A 16,350-nucleotide genomic window follows, 5' to 3' on the forward strand; every position below is an offset into this window, starting at 1 on the left:
GATGGATAGCGATGCGCGCACTTTTGTTCGCCACGTCTGTGGTTTTTATCACCTCTTTTTCTGCTGTCTTCGCTGCCGGGCCGGGCACTCAGCCCCTGCCGGGTGATCGCGACTTGATTCGCGACCGCCAGGAACGCCTGCTCGAAGAGCAGCGTCGCCGCCTGCAGGAGCTGCAACAGCTTCCAGGCAATGAGGCCCCAGTAACCCCCAGCGCGCCGACCGAAGACGAACGCTGCTTCGCCATCAAGACCATTCGCCTGCAAGGCGCTGAGCTGATACCTCAAGCCCGGCAGCAGGAACTGCTCGCACCGTTCGAGAATCAGTGCCTCGGCACGGGTCGCTTGAACGAGCTGCTCAAGGTCATCACCCAGGATTACATCGACCGTGGCTATGTCACCTCGCGGGCCTACCTGCCGCAGCAGGACATGTCCGATGGCGAGCTGGAGGTAATCGTCGTTGAAGGCCGGCTGGAGGGGCTGGACAGTTCCGCCGTGGCCAGCGAGCGGGAACTGGCCATGGCGTTGCCCGGCCGCCCTGGTGACGTGCTCGACCTGCGTGAGCTGGAGCAACTGGTCGAACAGATCAACCGCCTGCCGTCGCGCCCCGCACAACTCGAGTTGGTGCCGGGTGAGCAGGTGGGTGGCAGCCGTGTACAGCTCAAGGGCGAACCGAGCAAACCCTGGCGTGTCGGCCTCAACCGTCACAACGATGGTCAGCGCAGCACCGGCGAGCAGCAATGGGGCGCCAACTTCGACTGGGACAGCCCACTGGGCCTGGCCGACCAGTTCAGCCTGCGCGGCGGTGGCGATACGGTCAGCGACCACTGGAGGCATTCGGCCAATCAAGGCCTGTTCTACAGCCTGCCCTATGGCTGGTGGACCTTCAGCTACGGCTACAACCAGAGCTACTACCGTACCCGCAACGACGCCAACGGCTTCGCCTTTTCCAGCGATGGCGAGAGCAAGAACCATCAACTGCGTGGCGAGCGCGTGCTGCACCGCGACAGCGTCAGCAAGACCGCCGCCAGCCTGGGCATCGCTCACCTGCGCACGCGCAACTACATCGAAAACAACCTGATCGATGTCTCCAGCCAGCGCCTGACCGAAAGCCAGCTTGGCTTCAACCACGGTCGGCGGATCGGCAATGCCTTCGTCAACCTCGACCTCGGCTGGCAGCGTGGTATCGGCGCCTTGGACGCTCAGCGCGAGGGCGATCCCAAGCCAGGGCAGCCGGTGGCTCGTTACAACAAGTACAGCCTCACCGCCAGTTACCTGCAGCCTGTCCAGTGGTTCGGCGAATCCTTCAGCGTCGACAGTTTGCTCAACTACCAGCGCAGCGAAGATGTGCTCTACGGGCCGCAGCGCATCAGCATCGGCGGCCTCAGCTCGGTGCGTGGCTTCAAGGAGCAATCCCTATCCGGCGATACCGGTGGCTACTGGCGCAACCAGGTGCGCTGGCGCCGGCCAGTGACCTGGGCTGCCTTGCAGCCCTTCGTTCACGAATACGGCCTGGCCCTCGCCTATGACGTGGGCATGATCCACGGCGGCCGCTACAACCCTCAACTGCGCGGTCGCCTGAGCGGCAATGCCATCGAACTCAGTGCCCGTGGTCAGCACCTTGCCGCCTCGGTCACCTTCGCCCGGTCGCTGGAGCGACCGGACGTCATCGAGCGCCGCGAGCACCCGATCAACTTCCGCTTCGATCTTTTCTTCTGACCTTTTTCTGATTGGCGCGCCCGCGCGCAGGAGTAGCCGGCACATGGACGTACGCAGCCCCATTTTCCAGAACATCGCCTGTGTGCTCATGGGGGTCATGTTCCTCAACCCCATCGTCGGCACGGCGGCGGACCTGGCCCTCGACGCGGCGGCAGGCGGCAATGCCAACATCGGCAGCGCCAGCAACGGCGTACCGATGGTCAACATCGCCACGCCCAACGGCAGCGGCCTGTCGCACAACAAGTTCACTGACTACAACGTCGGCCAGCAGGGGTTGATCCTCAACAACAGCAACCAGAGCATGGTGAACACCCAGCTGGGTGGCTATGTGGTCGGCAACCCAAATCTCAAGGGCGGCACCGCGTCGGTCATCCTCAACGAGGTCAACGGCGGCAGCCCCAGCCAGCTCAAAGGCTATACCGAGGTGGCGGGGCGCTCGGCGCATGTCATCGTCGCCAACCCCCATGGCATCACCTGCGAGGGTTGCGGCTTCCTCAACACCCCACGCGCGACGCTGACCACAGGCACACCGGTGGTGGAAAACGGCCGCCTCGACCGCTATGACGTCGACGGTGGTGAGATCGCCATCGAAGGCGAGGGGCTCAACGCGCGCAACGTCGACCAGTTCGAACTGATTACCCGCAGTGCCAAGATCAATGCCGAACTGCATGCGCAGAAATTGGCGATGATCACCGGGCGCAACGAGGTCGATGCCGCCGACCTGAGCGCTACCGCCAAGGCTGCCAGCGGCAGCGCCGCCCCTCAGTTGGCCATCGACAGCTCCGCGTTGGGCGGCATGTACGCTGGCGCCATCCGCCTGGTCGGCACCGAGCAGGGCGTGGGCGTCAAGTTGGCCGGCGACATGGCCGCCAGTGGCGGTGATATCCACATCGATGCCAACGGCCAGCTCAGCCTGGCGCGCACGGCGGCCAGCGGCGACGTGACCCTGCGTGCCGAGCAGATCGAGCTTAACGACGACACCTATGCCGGGCGTAATGCCACGCTGCAGGCCGACCGTGTCGATGTCGGCGAAAGCCTGGCAGCCGGTAATCGCCTGCAGGTCGACAGCGACCAGTTGAACAACGCCGGCATCATCGAAGCGGGTGTGCGCGCCGATGGCAGCCTCAACAGCGCCGGCCATCTGCAGCTCAATGGCGGGCAGGTCGACAACCAGGGAAGCATCACCTCCCATGGCAGCCTGGCCACCGATGTGCAGACCCTGAACAACCAGGGCGGCACGCTCACGGCAGCGAGCGATGCCACGCTCAAGGCCGATGCTCTGAATAACCACAATGGCCAGGTGCTCGCCCAGCGTGACCTGACCATCCAGGCCGCTACCAGTGACAACCGTGCCGGCGAACTGCTCGCCGGTCGCGACCTGAGCGTCAGTGGTGCCAGCCTGGACAACCAGGGCGGCACCCTGGCCGCCAATGGCGCGATCAAGACCGACCTGAGTGCGGCGTTGAACAACACCAGCGGCCTGGTTGAGGCCGGCACTCACCTCGATATCAGCGCCGGCAGCCTGAGCAACGACAGCGGTCGTCTGCGCGCATTGGGCAACAGCGGCATGAGCCGCTTCGTCATCGGTGCTCGCTTCGATAACGACAATGGCAAGGTCGAGATCGGCAATGCCGAGCTGAACCTCACCAGCGCCAGCCTCAGCAACCAGGCTGGCCTGGTCCGTCACCTGGGTACCCAAGGTTTCAACCTCTCCCTGGCGGATCTCGGCAACGCGGGTGGCAGCTTCATCACCAATGGCGACTTGACCCTGGATGCCGATGACTGGAGCAACAGCAGTGTCTTGCAGGCCAACCGCCTGAACCTGCGTTTCGGCACTTTCCAGCAGACGGCGACGGGCAAGCTGTTGTCCGCGACGGATATCGTCATTCGGGGCGAGGATTGGCTCAACGACGGCACGATTGCCGCCGACGGCTTGATCGATTTGCAACTGACAGGTTTCTACAACGGCAATGGCCAACTCACCACGCAGCAAGGATTGGTGTTCACGGCTGCCAGTGCTGACCTCGGTACCCAGGCGCGCATCAGCGCTGGCGAACAGGCCGACTTCACCTTGGGTGGCACGTTACTCAGTCGCGGGGTGATTACTGCCGATGCGGCGCTAAACCTGCACGCTCTCGAGCTGGACAACCATGGCACGCTGGGCAGTGCAGGCACCCTGACTCTGACCGCTACCAATCTGAAAAATACCGATGGCCTGATCTTCTCCGGTGGCGACCTGCACCTGATCGGCCAGCGCTTCACCAACCTGCGTGGTGACCTCTACAGCGTTGGTGACTTGAGCTTTATCGCCGATGCAAGCAACGCTGCGCCGCAACAGTTCAGCAACCTTTCCGGTGTTATCGAAAGCGAAGGCGATATCGATATTCGGGCCAGCCGGATCGAGAACGCTCACGAGCTGGAAACCCTTGTGGTTAGCCGCAAGGTTTCAGCGCTGTTCTACGGGCGAGACTGCACGGACTGCAGTGGCGATAAGGAGAACGTACGCTACTACCTTAGCGAAACTGATCGCACTGAAGCGCTCAGTAATGTGCGGACCGCATCGCTGTTGGCCGGTGGGAATCTGAGCCTGCATGCAACGGACGTAAAAAATCGCTATAGCCTGATGGCCGCCAATGGCGACATCAAAGTTGATGCCCTCACCTTCGAGAACCTGGGGGCGGAAACCGGCGAGACAATCACTGTGCGTCGTGTCACCAGCGATCGCCAGAAATCGGTTGGCTTCATCGACAATGCCGTTGCCAGATTCAACGCCACCTACTCGTCATCAGCCAATGGCGATATCACGGCGGCAGTGAACAGTATGCTGGCGTCCTATTTTCCTTATCGGACGGCACCCAGCACGACGTATACCCCCGAGGCGACCCAGCGTTATGCGGGCATCGTGCAGGCCGGTGGTGATGTGCAGATCAATGCCTTGCAGATTGGCAATGGCAGCATTCGCCCCTCTTTCAGCTTCGCCAGTGGTGGTACTCGCGTCGACACTGGCGCGCCGGGCAGCGACATTGCTACCCAGGTCACCCTCAACCCGCAACTGCCACCGGATCTTCAGCAAAAAGCGGTCGACCCTCTGGCGCTTCCGGGCTTCACTGTGCCCAGCGGCCAGAACGGTCTGTTCAGCCTCAACCTGAATCCCGATCATCCCTACCTGATCGAGACCAACCCGGCGTTCGCCAGCCTCAAAGGCTTCCTCAACTCCGACTACATGCTTGACTTGCTGGGCTATGACCTGAACACGGTGCAACGTCGCCTGGGTGATGGCTACTACGAACAGCGGTTGATCCGCGAGGCCATCGTGGCGCGCACAGGGCAGCGCTATTTGGCTGGCCTGGACAGTGATGAAGCCCAGTTTCGTTACCTGATGGACAACGCCGTTGCCAGCAAGGAGGCGCTTAACCTGTCAGTGGGCGTGAGCCTGAGTGCCGAGCAGATCGCGGCATTGACCCATGACATCGTGTGGATGGAAGAGCGTGAGGTCAATGGCGTCAAGGTGCTCGCCCCGGTGCTTTACCTGGCCCAGGCCGAAGGTCGCCTGGCACCGGGCGGTGCGTTGATCCAGGGCCGTGACGTGGCCCTGATTTCCGGCACTGACCTGAACAACAGTGGCACCCTGCGCGCCACGCGTAACCTTGATGTCACGGCCCGGCAGAACATCGCCAACAGCGGGTTGATGCATGCCAATGAGCGTCTGTCATTGCTGGCCGGTGACAGCATCCGCAATAGCCAGGGCGGCATCATCAAAGGGCAGGATGTAAGTCTTATCGCCGTGAGCGGCGATGTGATCAACGAACGCAGCATCACCACCCACCAGAGCCAGAGCCGCAACAGTGATCGTCAGCAGAGCTTCGTCGACAGCGCTGCGCGCATCGAGGCAGGCAACGACCTGGTCGTCAGTGCGGGACGTGATCTGCTCAATATCGGTGGCGCCATCAGCGCGGGTGGCGACGCCAGCCTGCAAGCTGGCAACGATCTGCTGATTACCTCGGCGGAGGCGCAGAACCGACAAAACACCTGGGATCGCAAAGGCTATCTGCGGCAATCGGATGTCACTCAATACGGCAGTGACGTACAGATCGGTGGCGATCTGCAAGCCAGCGCCGGCCGCGATTTGGCGGTAATCGCCAGTAAGGTCAAGGCCGGTGGCGACATTGACCTGTACGCCAATGGCGATGTCACCATCGCCTCGGCCGCCAACCAGACCAGCCTGGAATACCGACACAAAGGCGGCGGGAAGAAGGTCGAGCGCGAAGAACAGCAGGTGCGTCAGCAGGCGTCGGTGATCGAGGCCGGCGGCAACCTCAGCGTCGTGGCCGAAGGCAACCTGGCGCTGGTCTCCAGCCACCTCAAGGCGGGCAATGAAGCCTACCTGTATGCCGGCGAACAACTGGCCCTGCTGGCGGCGCAGAACAGCGACTACAGCCTGTACGACAAGAAGAAGAAAGGCGGCTGGGGCAGCAAGGAAACCCAGCGCGACGAAGTGACCAAGGTCCGCAACATTGGTAGCAGCATCACCACCGGCGGTGACCTGATTCTCGTCAGCGAAGGAGACCAGCTCTACCAGCGTGCTCGCCTGGAAAGCGGCAATGACCTGATCCTCGACAGCGGCGGCGCTATCACCTTCGAGGCAGTGAAAGACCTCGACCAGGAAAGCCACGAGAAGAGCAAGAACAGTTGGGCCTGGACCTCGATGGAGGGTGAGGGCTCGACCGACGAAACCGTGCTGCAAAGCCAATTGATCGCCAAGGGTGAAACCCTGATCAAGGCGGTCGAAGGTATCCATATCGACGTGAGGGTGGTGAACCAGGAAACGGTGAGCCAGGCCATCGACGCCATGGTCACAGCCGATCCGGACCTGGCGTGGCTCAAAGAGGCTGAACAGCGCGGTGATATCGACTGGCGGCGAGTGAAGGAGATTCACGACAGTTGGGATTACGACCACTCGGGGTTGGGTGGTCCGTTGATGATCGTTATCGCCATCATCGTGACGTACTTCACGGCGGGGGCGGCGAGTGGCTTGGTGGCAGGAGCGGGCTCCGCTGTAGGTGGAGCGGGGTCGGCCATTGCAACGGCTACGGCGGTAGGCACCGCTGCAAATGTGGCTGGAACAGCAGTCCTAACCTCCATGGCCAGTTCAGCGACTATCAGCGCCATCAACAACAAAGGCAATTTAGGAGCAGTAGTTAAGGACGTGACCTCAGAGGATGCCCTGCGCGGTTATCTGGTCTCGGGTATTACTGCCGGGTTGACAAAGGGTGTATTCGATAATTGGACGGGCACAGAGACAGGAGCGGCAGGCGCTTTACCGAATAGCGGAAACGTAGTTGCCAACGGTGGCTTGTCCAGCCTGGAAGGCATCGGTCGTTTCGCCGGCAACCAGTTGCTGCAGAACGGCACTTCAGCTGTGCTTGACCGCGCCCTTGGTGGTGATAGCTCACTCAGTGATGCCCTGCGTAGCAGCTTGGCCAATACCTTTGCTGCGGCGGGCTTCAATCTGATTGGCGACTTGACGGCCCCAGGGACGTGGGACTTGAAAAGCGGCAGCCCGAGCAAAATCCTGCTGCATGCGGTGATGGGCGGACTTGCGGCGGAGGCGGCTGGCGGCGACTTCAAGACTGGCGCATTGGCGGCAGGCATCAACGAAGCGCTGGTAGACATTCTTGCGCAGCAGTACAGCGCGATGGACGCCGAGGAGAGGAAAGGCCTGCTGGTGATGAACTCGCAGGTAATTGGTGTGCTGGCGGCGACGGCGCAGGGTGGGGATGGGGCAGCGCTGCAGACAGGTGCTTGGGTGGCGGGGACTGCTACGCAGTACAACCGGAATGTTCATTTGGGTGAAGAAAAGGCAATTCAGGAAGAAATTGAGAAGGGAGACTTCAAAAAGGAAAATCTAGAGCGGGCAGCTTGCTATGTGCTCGAGTGCTGGGCGGTATACCCAAGAAATAGTGAAGAGTACTTGGCGAATTATGTATCTGATAGCGAAATGCTCAGGCTGAGCAATGAATTGGCTTGGGTAGAGTCCCAGCAGACCAAAGGATTATTTACGTACTCTGCTTGGGACGGTGTGAAAGATTTCATGGGTACCGATGGACTACCTATTGGGAAATATACTAGCCAACTAGTAGGGGGCGGTATCAGTATCTATGGCGGCGTTAGCCTGTGCGCTGGGACAGTAGGTTTGGGGTGTGCCATTGGAGGTGGATCTATGGCTGTCTTTGGTGCAGGCAATATAACGGAAGGAACAACAGGGTTGTATACACATTTTTCTGGAGATGGGCGTGCGCTCAACCCAGTAAAGATGGCCTTCAATGATATCCCTGGAGGTTATGGCCCGCTTCTATACAGCGGAGCGGACTTGGCTACTTCATTAGGGAGTGGGTTTGTTAAGGTTCCTCTGGCGATGGGTGTGGCTGATGGGCTAAATCGACCAAAATCAATGTTTGGAGTTATGGTCATGAAGATGGATAATAATTACTACGTTCCCATTACATATAAGCCTACTCCATATGGCACGGCTGGCGCTATTTATATGCTCGGTGTTGGGTGGAAAGGGTATGACTTAGGCGGGAAAATTCATGGAGATCTAAAAAATGAAAATTAATTTCCATCCCACAAAGATTTTGTTATGGGTAGTAACATGGGTTATGGTGTTTTCTGTGTGTTTTTTTGCTATTTTTTTTATATCAGGTCTTTTGATGGCGGTTTTTCAAGTTAAAGATTTTGTAATAATGAAGATTCATGTTTTTATATCGCTGCCTATTTCCATAATTTGCTCTGTATGCTGGATTGCCAAGAGGCGCAGCTTGATCTCGGAGTTTATTGATGCAAATGTTGGTAGGTAATAGAAAAAGATGGGGAAAAATAAAAAGGGGACCAGCGGAAAAGGGGACAGATTTATTTTTGGCCGGGGTTGGTGGTTAGATAAATAAATCTGTCCCCTTTTTCCCACAGGGATATTTCTCTCGGTGGCGATGATGCGTTAGGTGCCCTCTGTGCTACTGATCCGGCTAGTTGCATTGAGCTGTACGGTGACCTGGCTCATGACCGCCTAAGTTTGCAAGAGAGAATCAGCAAGCTCTATTTCGACGACAGTATTCCCTCGGTACTAAAACGTGATCTGCATATTTATCAAATGCAGAACATGAGTGCGGTTGGTGCACTGACGAAGGAACAGGTGCAGCTCGGTCTTGAGAACCAAGGTCACTCTAGTAGTAACGCTCAGATAGGCGCTATGGTGGCTGCGGCAGCAGCGTCTGGTGGCCTGGTAATTCGAACTGGTGGTCCAAAAGGAACTACTAACGCTCCAAATACACCCAGGTTCATTGCGGACTCTGCCGGTAACATTATTGATTTAGATTATACCAAGGGGCTCAGGAAAACGGATGTGACGGCCACGGGGACGCGTGGTGGTGTTCAGTACCCGTTGTAAGGACAAACTCCCGATTCTTATGCGAATCTTGGGAATGGGCATGTTGTTGTCTACGGTCCTGAGGGGCGTGCACTATATGATGTGTCTAGCTCTCGGATTAAGGTGATCGAATGGAACCAAGCTCCGAATGGAACATATTTCCCCAAGAAGGGAAGTGATACAAAAGTTTTTGAGGGAAATGTTCCTCGGTCGGTTCTTGATAGCTTGGGGTTGAAATGATGAAAGTTTACCAGGGTAATATTTCTAAAGAGTCGTTGAGTCTGTTTGTTTCAGATATCGGTTCCGGTGAATTTTTTTCATATGTAGGACACTTGGTTTCATTAGAACAAGCAATTTCTGTTCTGGGTTTGCTCTCTCCTGATTTTATTGAGGTAAATAGTCACATTTTCTGGATGCCTAACGCTCAGCAATACGATCCGCAAAAATTTCATTTGAACGGGCTGGTCGAGACCGAATCTAATGTGTTGGTACAAAGTACATCGCGTAGAGACGTTGAACGATACAGAAATATTTTTTCAATAAATCAGTTCTTTTCAAAATGGGAGGATGCCCCGGGTCGACCCGTATTTAAAGTGGGCCTGTCGGAAGAAGATTATCGTCTTTGTCATTTATTCGCTGAGCAGATCACTAGATATTGGAAGCGTGCGTTATCCGACGCCTTTCCAGAGAAGGTGTTTCAGTTTGAAATTGCTGACGATCTTCTCGATGAATATGGCGTCTGTCTGACATTCTGGCAGTCGTAGTTTAAAGAGCGCACAGGATGTGTCGGCGCCATTTAGGAAAAGGGGACAGATTTATTTTTGGCCGGGGTTGGTGGTTAGATAAATAAATCTGTCCCCTTTTTCCATGTCACCATCGCCTCGGCCGCCAACCAGACCAGCCTGGAATACCGGCACAAAGGCGGCGGTAAGAAGGTCGAGCGCGAAGAACAGCAGGTGCGTCAGCAGGCGTCAGTGATCGAAGCGGGCGGCAACCTCAGCGTCGTGGCCGAAGGCAACCTGGCGTTGGTATCCAGCCATCTCAAGGCGGGCAATGAAGCCTATCTGTATGCCGGCGAACAACTGGCCCTGCTGGCGGCGCAGAACAGCGACTACAGCCTGTACGACAAGAAGAAAAAAGGCGGCTGGGGCAGCAAGGAAACCCAGCGCGACGAAGTAACCAAGGTTCGCAACATTGGTAGCAGTATCACCACCGGCGGTGACCTGATCCTCGTCAGCGAAGGAGACCAGCTCTACCAGCGCGCTCGCCTGGAAAGCGGCAATGACCTGATCCTCGACAGCGGCGGTGCCATCACCTTCGAGGCAGTGAAAGACCTCGACCAGGAAAGCCACGAGAAGAGCAAGAGCAGTTGGGCCTGGACCTCGATGGAAGGTGAGGGCACCACGGATGAGACGCTCCTTCAGAGCCAGATGATCGCCCAAGGCGACATCGTCATCAAAGCTGTAGAAGGGCTGAAGATCGACATCAAGGAGGTCAACCAGCAGTCCGTCAGCCAGACCATTGATGCCATGGTGCAGGCCGATCCGAGTCTGGAGTGGATCAAGCAGGCTGAATTGCGTGGCGATGTGGACTGGCGGCAAGTGAAGGAAATCCACGACAGCTTCAAGTACAGCCATTCGGGACTGGGTGTTGGGGCGCAGTTAATCATTGCGATCGTAATGGCGGCTGTTGTCGGGCCGATGGCTGCCGGCGCTCTTGGTGGTGCTGCCACTGGAGCGGCAGCGACCAGTCTGGCAACGACCGGAGTTATTAGCACGATCAACAACAAGGGCAACCTTGGTGCCGCTTTTAAGGAAACGTTCAGCAGCGGCAGCTTGAAAAATGCTGCGGTGGCGGGTGTGACAGCCGGTCTGACGGAAGGCCTCTATGACGGGATGCTTAATACCCAAACCAACTCGATAACCGGCAAGGTCACGGTTGATCTCAGTAACCTTGACGGCATTAGCCGTTTTGCCGGTAATCAGATGCTGCAAGGCGGAACTTCTGCCGCATTGAATAAAGCCCTTGGTCGAGATGTGGACTTCAAGGATGTGCTGCAAAGTGCGCTATTCAATACTTTAGCGGCCGCTACCTTCAATGCTGTAGGAGATCACACGCAAGGCGTTCTAGATGATGGCAGCGCAGGAAAGATCGCTATTCATGCGCTTGTAGGTGGTCTGCTTAGTGAGGCGACAGGTGGCGATTTTGTTACCGGTGCTCTTGCTGCAGGTGCGAATGAGGCACTCGTCAAGCAGCTAAACGCTCTCGTTGACGGAAATGAAAGCCTGCTGTTGATGATGTCCCAGTTAGTGGGCGTAACTGCTGCTGCGATGACAGACGGGGACATGGAGAATACGGCGTGGGTGGCGAAGAATGCCACGCAGTACAACTTCCTAAATCATCAGGATGTGGAGGAACTTAAGGAGAAGGCCAAGAATTGTGATGCCAATAACTCTTGTGACGAGCTAGAGAAAGAGGCTCGTGAACGCAGTCTAGCCAACCACAAACGCCTACTGGAATGCGCGAGTGTAGGTAATTGTGCTGAAATTCGAGCAGAAATAGATGCAGGCTCTTTGGCCATAAATAGCTTTGAAAGCCAGTTGCCAGATGGTGCCGCCAGCACGATTCTTAGATCTTATACATTTATTGGTGGAGACAACCTCAACGACTGGACGCTAGCGGGTCAGCTTCATCTTGATTACATCGCTCAGCTTTATCATTCCAACGATCCTCGCTGGATGAGCGAGGCCTCGAAGTTCACTGAGCAAACTGGTTTTAGTCCGTTTGGACTCAATCCTCTTGCGTTAGGTGCTCTGGGTAAGGGGGGGGCTGGTGTTAAGAATGTTGTCGATGAGTCGGGTAGTTCCAGTACGCCAGCAGGGCCGGCCACTCCTAAGTGGGATAATGCAGTTTCGCGGGTGGATGGAGACTTTGGGCCTCTGAATCAACCTGTCAACCCTGCAACAGGTGTTGCCTTTTTACCGAAAGCAACACGCTATAGTGCTGGGCAAATCGAAGTGGCGATTTCTCAGGGGGCAGCCATTAAGGCACTTGAGTCTAATGGTTACAGGAAGACGGTCTCAAAGGATGGTACTGTTACGGTATTGACGAATGGCAGTAAGACATATCGCTTCTATCCGTCGTCAACATCTACTGGGCAACCATCGGCTTCGTTGACAGTTGAAGGTGTAAAGAGGCCAACTACAAAGATTAGGTTTATTGGGGAGTGATATTGACTTTTTCCAGCGTTGACCTTGGTGGTGTTTCTGAGATTGTTAGGGAATTATCACATGCTATTGATTTCGGGCAGGATTTACCTGCTAATTTGTTTGTAGGCGAAGGGTATTTTTTTTGGCTATTTGAAAGGCCCTTGCTTGATTTTGAGGAGTTGTTTTCTGGCTTGATTTCACGAAGCGTCACCTGTTATGGAGGAGAGGTTTTTGTAAAATTTTCAGGTAAGCAATTATTGGCTGAATCTTGTTTTGTCTTTGATGGAGTTAAACCTGAAAAGGATATGCTCTCCATTAGGGCCGGCTTTGAAGATTTTTGGGGTGGGGAAGTTGGTTATCCTATCGTTATATTTAACAGGTATTTTGATTGGATTGCATACGAGAGCGCGTATGAGGAATTTGGGGTGGTTGCTGTTAGGGAGGTAGGGCTTAATCCAGAGTTTGTCGAATATTTAGATTTGAATTTTATCTCGAAGAAAGTTGTTGTCGATCTTGCAGGTGGTACTTCGGCTGAAAGTGCAGCGGCAAAGGTTTTTCTGAAATCCTACTTCGCGAAATAAGCACTATTGAAAAAGTGAAGAAGGGGGCAGGCTCTGAGGAATTTCCGCAAAATATCATATAAAAAAGGGGCGGATTTATTTTCTGGCTGATGTGGCTGCTACATAAATAAATCTGTCCCCTTTTTCGTGTCCCCTTTTTCGATGCAGGCTCTTTGGTCATAAATAGCTTTGAAAGCCAGTTGCCAGATGGTGCCGCCAGTACGATTCTTAGATCTTATACATTTATTGGTGGGGACAACCTCAACGACTGGACGCTAGCGGGTCAGCTTCATCTTGATTACATCGCTCAGCTCGGAAAAGGGGACAGATTTATTTTTGGCAGGGGCTGGTGGTCGGATATATAAATCTGTCCCCTTTTTTCGTATGTCTGTAGATTTCTGATGATGAAGAGCTTTGAGTACTATCGATCGTTACCCGAAGGAATGGCGGCTGAAGCTGTAGAACGTGAGCTTGAAGCGTTTCTGCAGATACAAGCCGATATGAGTGTTGTTCAGTTTATGGAAGCTCTTGACGAATTGGCTGATCGCCAATGGCATACATATTCTCTATTATCAGAGTCACTGAAATTTCGTTTGGAGGAATTAGTTATTTCGCGTTGGCAGGATCAGCCGGAAGTGACCGACTACGCTCTATCAATAGTGTCTAGATTAGGGCTAGTAAGGGCTTGGTGTTTTCTTGTGACGCTTGACAGGCAAGTGATCTCCGCTGCCAGTCGAAAGGCGATTGAAGATGCTGAGACTGAGATGTCCTCGACCATATCCGATCCATATAGCGGTATGGTCAAAAATAGATAGTAGGAAAAGGGGACAGATTTATTTTCCACCTGACTGGCTAGGGTAAAAAGGGGACAGATTTATTTTTAGCCGGGGCTGGTGGTTAGATAAATAAATCTGTCCCCTTTTTCCGTAATATTCCAGTTGGCATGCCAGGCTCGAAAGAAAGGGTGAATTTTGGTGGGCCTATAGGGACGTATATAGATGGAGCAGGGGTGGCAACACCTACAGCGAATGGAATAATTCACTACTCTAAGGATGGTATCCACATTGTGCCAGCGAGGCCGTAAATAATGTGTTCTCTTGATGATGTGATCGTGATGGCCCGTCTGAATATTCAAAGGGCATTGTTAGGTGAGGTTTCAGGGAAGCTTCGTGCTGTTATATTTTCAGTATCGGGACTGATTCTGAATATTAGATTCTATTTTGACGGAGAAATCGATGATGATGATTTTGAGTCTGCCTCCTGTGTTGAAACTGAGGTGATTGCTGATTACGAGGGTGACTGGACGGTTACAGTGAAGTGCTTGCGGCTAGATGCCTCGGAGCCGATACTTGATCAGGGAGTTTGGGTATTTAAGCGGCGTGAAATTTAAGAATAATTAAAATAAAAAGGGGACAGATTTATTTTTCGGGTGATGGCGTGGTTCAATAAATAAATCTGCCCCCTTTTTCCATTGTTTTGAGCTAATCAAATGAGGCTGAGTCCTGAATTCGATTTGTTGGACATATATATGTCCGTGTATGGTGAGTGTTTCCTCTCGAAAAATATCTTGAAAATTTATCTGAAGGATGGGCTTGGTGCGCCTCCGGATTTGAAAGAAAAATTTTCTCGAAGGTATTTTTATGATCCGTGGAGTGGAAATAAATATAGTGAGATCAGAAAGAGATCAGAAAGATTGATGGGCTTCTTAAAGGGCGTTTGTGGGAAAATGGGACAGATTTATTTTTGGCCGAGGTTGGTGGTTAGATAAATAAATCTGTCCCCTTTTCTGTCCTAACCAAATCAAGTAGCAAGGTCTAAATGTAGCTGGTGAAAGTTTATTTCTGTATGTTGATAGGCAGCCATGCCGGGCATGTGACCAAAATGGTGGTATCAGATCTATGGTGCGGCAGTTAGGGATTAAAGAACTGTCAGTAGTAGGGCCTAATGGGGTTGTAGTAATACGACCGTAAGGGGGAACAAATGAAGCTGGTTATTGATGATAGATATGAAAATAAAAATAATGATGTGGTTTTAGACTGTTGTAGTTCTGAACAGGCCATTGATGCGTTATATAAAATGGATGGGCGGCAGCACACGCTATTGGTCCTTGAGAGAAATGATGGCTGGCAATTATGTATTGGGGGAGGGGGGCGGGAGTTTGTTGTAACGCTAAGTTCTAGATCTGACGAAAATTTCACTTTATTGAATCCGAACGAGGGGGGCGAAGAATTAGTGGAGCTATGTGCCGGCGGGCAATTTGCTGAGTTTCCAAGAGAGATTGTTGTTGATAGGGAATTGGTAGGTACAGTAATTCATAAGTTCTTCAATAAAGAAGAAGGTTTTTTAAATTGGATGTTGGATTAGAATTAAACAGATAGGTAGGAAGGGGAAAAGGGGACAGATTTATTTATCTAACCACCAGCCTCGGCCAAAAATAAATCTGTCCCCTTTCCCCCGCCTTTGCCTGTGTCAGGAATATAGTTATGGATTCTTTGTTATCGGATTGGCGCGATTTTTGTGAGGCTAAGGCGGTATTTGATAAATCTCATTTTTTTGGTTTGTTGAAGTCATGCAGTAGCAGTGAAGATCTTCGGAAAATATTTAAATACTTCCCATTTTCCGAAGAGTTGGTTAGTAGGGCTGGTAGTGTTATTTTCTCTGGGAAAATGACGGACTCTCTATATCTCTTGCCAAAATTTATGGCTGATAAAAATGAAGTTATTAAGTTGGGTGGAGAGTGGCTAAGAGAGCAAGAAAGAGTTAGTTTTGCGCTTGGTGATTTTGAGATTTCCGAAATCTTCCGCAATGCTCAAGTGATATTTGTTACTAGGTCGGAGTTAGACTTTTCACTTCAACAGGATATTCCCCATTATTGGTTTTTCGATGAAGTTGGAGATGCAGTCAGGGAAAGTAAGATTTCTGATGCTAAGCAAGTATATGCCTTGTTTGAGTCTTTTTATGGCTTGGCAGCAGACTATTACCTTGCTTGGTATATCGGGAGGCCTTTGTTTTCATTTGAAATTGATTTGGAGCCATATTTCAAATTTTGGTGTGCAGGAGGTAAGTGTGCTCTCACTGAGAAAGGATTTCTAGTATCTAACTAAAGGGACAATAAAGGGACAATAGAGTAATAGGGGGGCAGACCACGTTTATTGGTTATCGATACATTGAGATGAATCCCATCCGGGCCGACATGGTTGAGCACCCAGCTGAATATCGCTGGTCGAGCTACAGGGCCAACGCGCAGGGTGAGTCCTCAGTGTTGCGCGGCCCACACCCTCTCTATCAAGCGTTGGGTCGAGATGAAGTGCTCAGGTCTGAGGCTTACAGAGAGCTGTTTCGCCATCAGCTAGACCCAGGGCTATTTGATCAAATAGGTGCTGCGACAAATGGGAACTACACACTGGGTAGTCCGGAGTTTTCTGCCGAAGTGGAGGCCGCGT

10 protein-coding genes and 1 pseudogene are annotated in these 16,350 nt (G+C 53.5%); all 11 read left to right on the forward strand.

What is annotated here, in order from left to right:
- The first annotated feature begins 11 nt into the window (after positions 1 to 11).
- The 11 genes and pseudogenes from ACWPW0_RS01050 to ACWPW0_RS01100 all read left to right on the forward strand — a co-directional run bounded on the left by ACWPW0_RS01050 (position 12) and on the right by ACWPW0_RS01100 (position 16,011).
- Positions 12 to 1,715, forward strand: a complete 1,704-nt coding sequence (locus tag ACWPW0_RS01050; RefSeq protein WP_454254156.1) for a ShlB/FhaC/HecB family hemolysin secretion/activation protein — start codon at positions 12 to 14, stop codon at positions 1,713 to 1,715.
- 43 nt (positions 1,716 to 1,758) lie between these two features.
- On the forward strand, positions 1,759 to 8,331 hold the full coding sequence (locus tag ACWPW0_RS01055; RefSeq protein WP_454254157.1) for a two-partner secretion domain-containing protein: 6,573 nt from the start codon (positions 1,759 to 1,761) through the stop codon (positions 8,329 to 8,331).
- Positions 8,332 to 8,784: 453 nt separating this feature from the next.
- Positions 8,785 to 9,159 carry a hypothetical protein gene (locus ACWPW0_RS01060; protein WP_454254158.1) on the forward strand — a complete coding sequence of 125 codons (375 nt, stop codon included), beginning with the start codon at positions 8,785 to 8,787 and terminating at the stop codon, positions 9,157 to 9,159.
- 215 nt (positions 9,160 to 9,374) lie between these two features.
- Positions 9,375 to 9,902 carry a hypothetical protein gene (locus ACWPW0_RS01065; protein WP_447588174.1) on the forward strand — a complete coding sequence of 176 codons (528 nt, stop codon included), beginning with the start codon at positions 9,375 to 9,377 and terminating at the stop codon, positions 9,900 to 9,902.
- Positions 9,903 to 10,067: 165 nt separating this feature from the next.
- Positions 10,068 to 12,368 (forward strand): annotated as a pseudogene (locus ACWPW0_RS01070) (DUF637 domain-containing protein); the annotation flags it as partial.
- Positions 12,369 to 12,370: 2 nt separating this feature from the next.
- Positions 12,371 to 12,928, forward strand: a complete 558-nt coding sequence (locus tag ACWPW0_RS01075) for a hypothetical protein (RefSeq protein ID WP_447588177.1) — start codon at positions 12,371 to 12,373, stop codon at positions 12,926 to 12,928.
- A gap of 380 nt (positions 12,929 to 13,308) precedes the next feature.
- The gene (locus ACWPW0_RS01080; protein WP_447588179.1) at positions 13,309 to 13,722 is read left to right on the forward strand and encodes a hypothetical protein; all 414 of its coding nucleotides are present in this window, start codon (positions 13,309 to 13,311) and stop codon (positions 13,720 to 13,722) included.
- Positions 13,723 to 13,850: 128 nt separating this feature from the next.
- On the forward strand, positions 13,851 to 13,991 hold the full coding sequence (locus ACWPW0_RS01085) for a polymorphic toxin type 50 domain-containing protein (protein ID WP_432751851.1): 141 nt from the start codon (positions 13,851 to 13,853) through the stop codon (positions 13,989 to 13,991).
- Positions 13,992 to 14,018: 27 nt separating this feature from the next.
- Complete coding sequence (locus ACWPW0_RS01090; protein ID WP_447722237.1) at positions 14,019 to 14,297, forward strand: hypothetical protein; 279 nt, start codon at positions 14,019 to 14,021, stop codon at positions 14,295 to 14,297.
- Between the two features lie 590 nt (positions 14,298 to 14,887).
- On the forward strand, positions 14,888 to 15,271 hold the full coding sequence (locus ACWPW0_RS01095; RefSeq protein ID WP_454254159.1) for a hypothetical protein: 384 nt from the start codon (positions 14,888 to 14,890) through the stop codon (positions 15,269 to 15,271).
- A 119-nt stretch (positions 15,272 to 15,390) separates the two neighbouring features.
- Positions 15,391 to 16,011: a hypothetical protein gene (locus tag ACWPW0_RS01100; protein WP_454254160.1), complete on the forward strand. Its 621-nt coding sequence runs from the start codon at positions 15,391 to 15,393 to the stop codon at positions 16,009 to 16,011.
- Positions 16,012 to 16,350: the final 339 nt, after the last annotated feature.

This window comes from Pseudomonas sp. Marseille-Q8238 (assembly GCF_965111915.1).

Coding starts and splice junctions, on each gene's coding strand:
- ACWPW0_RS01050 (WP_454254156.1), top strand. CDS start 12: ATGCGCGCACTTTTGTTCGCCACGTCTGTGGTTTTTATCACCTCTTTT.
- ACWPW0_RS01055 (WP_454254157.1), top strand. CDS start 1,759: ATGGACGTACGCAGCCCCATTTTCCAGAACATCGCCTGTGTGCTCATG.
- ACWPW0_RS01065 (WP_447588174.1), top strand. CDS start 9,375: ATGATGAAAGTTTACCAGGGTAATATTTCTAAAGAGTCGTTGAGTCTG.
- ACWPW0_RS01080 (WP_447588179.1), top strand. CDS start 13,309: ATGATGAAGAGCTTTGAGTACTATCGATCGTTACCCGAAGGAATGGCG.
- ACWPW0_RS01085 (WP_432751851.1), top strand. CDS start 13,851: ATGCCAGGCTCGAAAGAAAGGGTGAATTTTGGTGGGCCTATAGGGACG.
- ACWPW0_RS01095 (WP_454254159.1), top strand. CDS start 14,888: ATGAAGCTGGTTATTGATGATAGATATGAAAATAAAAATAATGATGTG.
- ACWPW0_RS01100 (WP_454254160.1), top strand. CDS start 15,391: ATGGATTCTTTGTTATCGGATTGGCGCGATTTTTGTGAGGCTAAGGCG.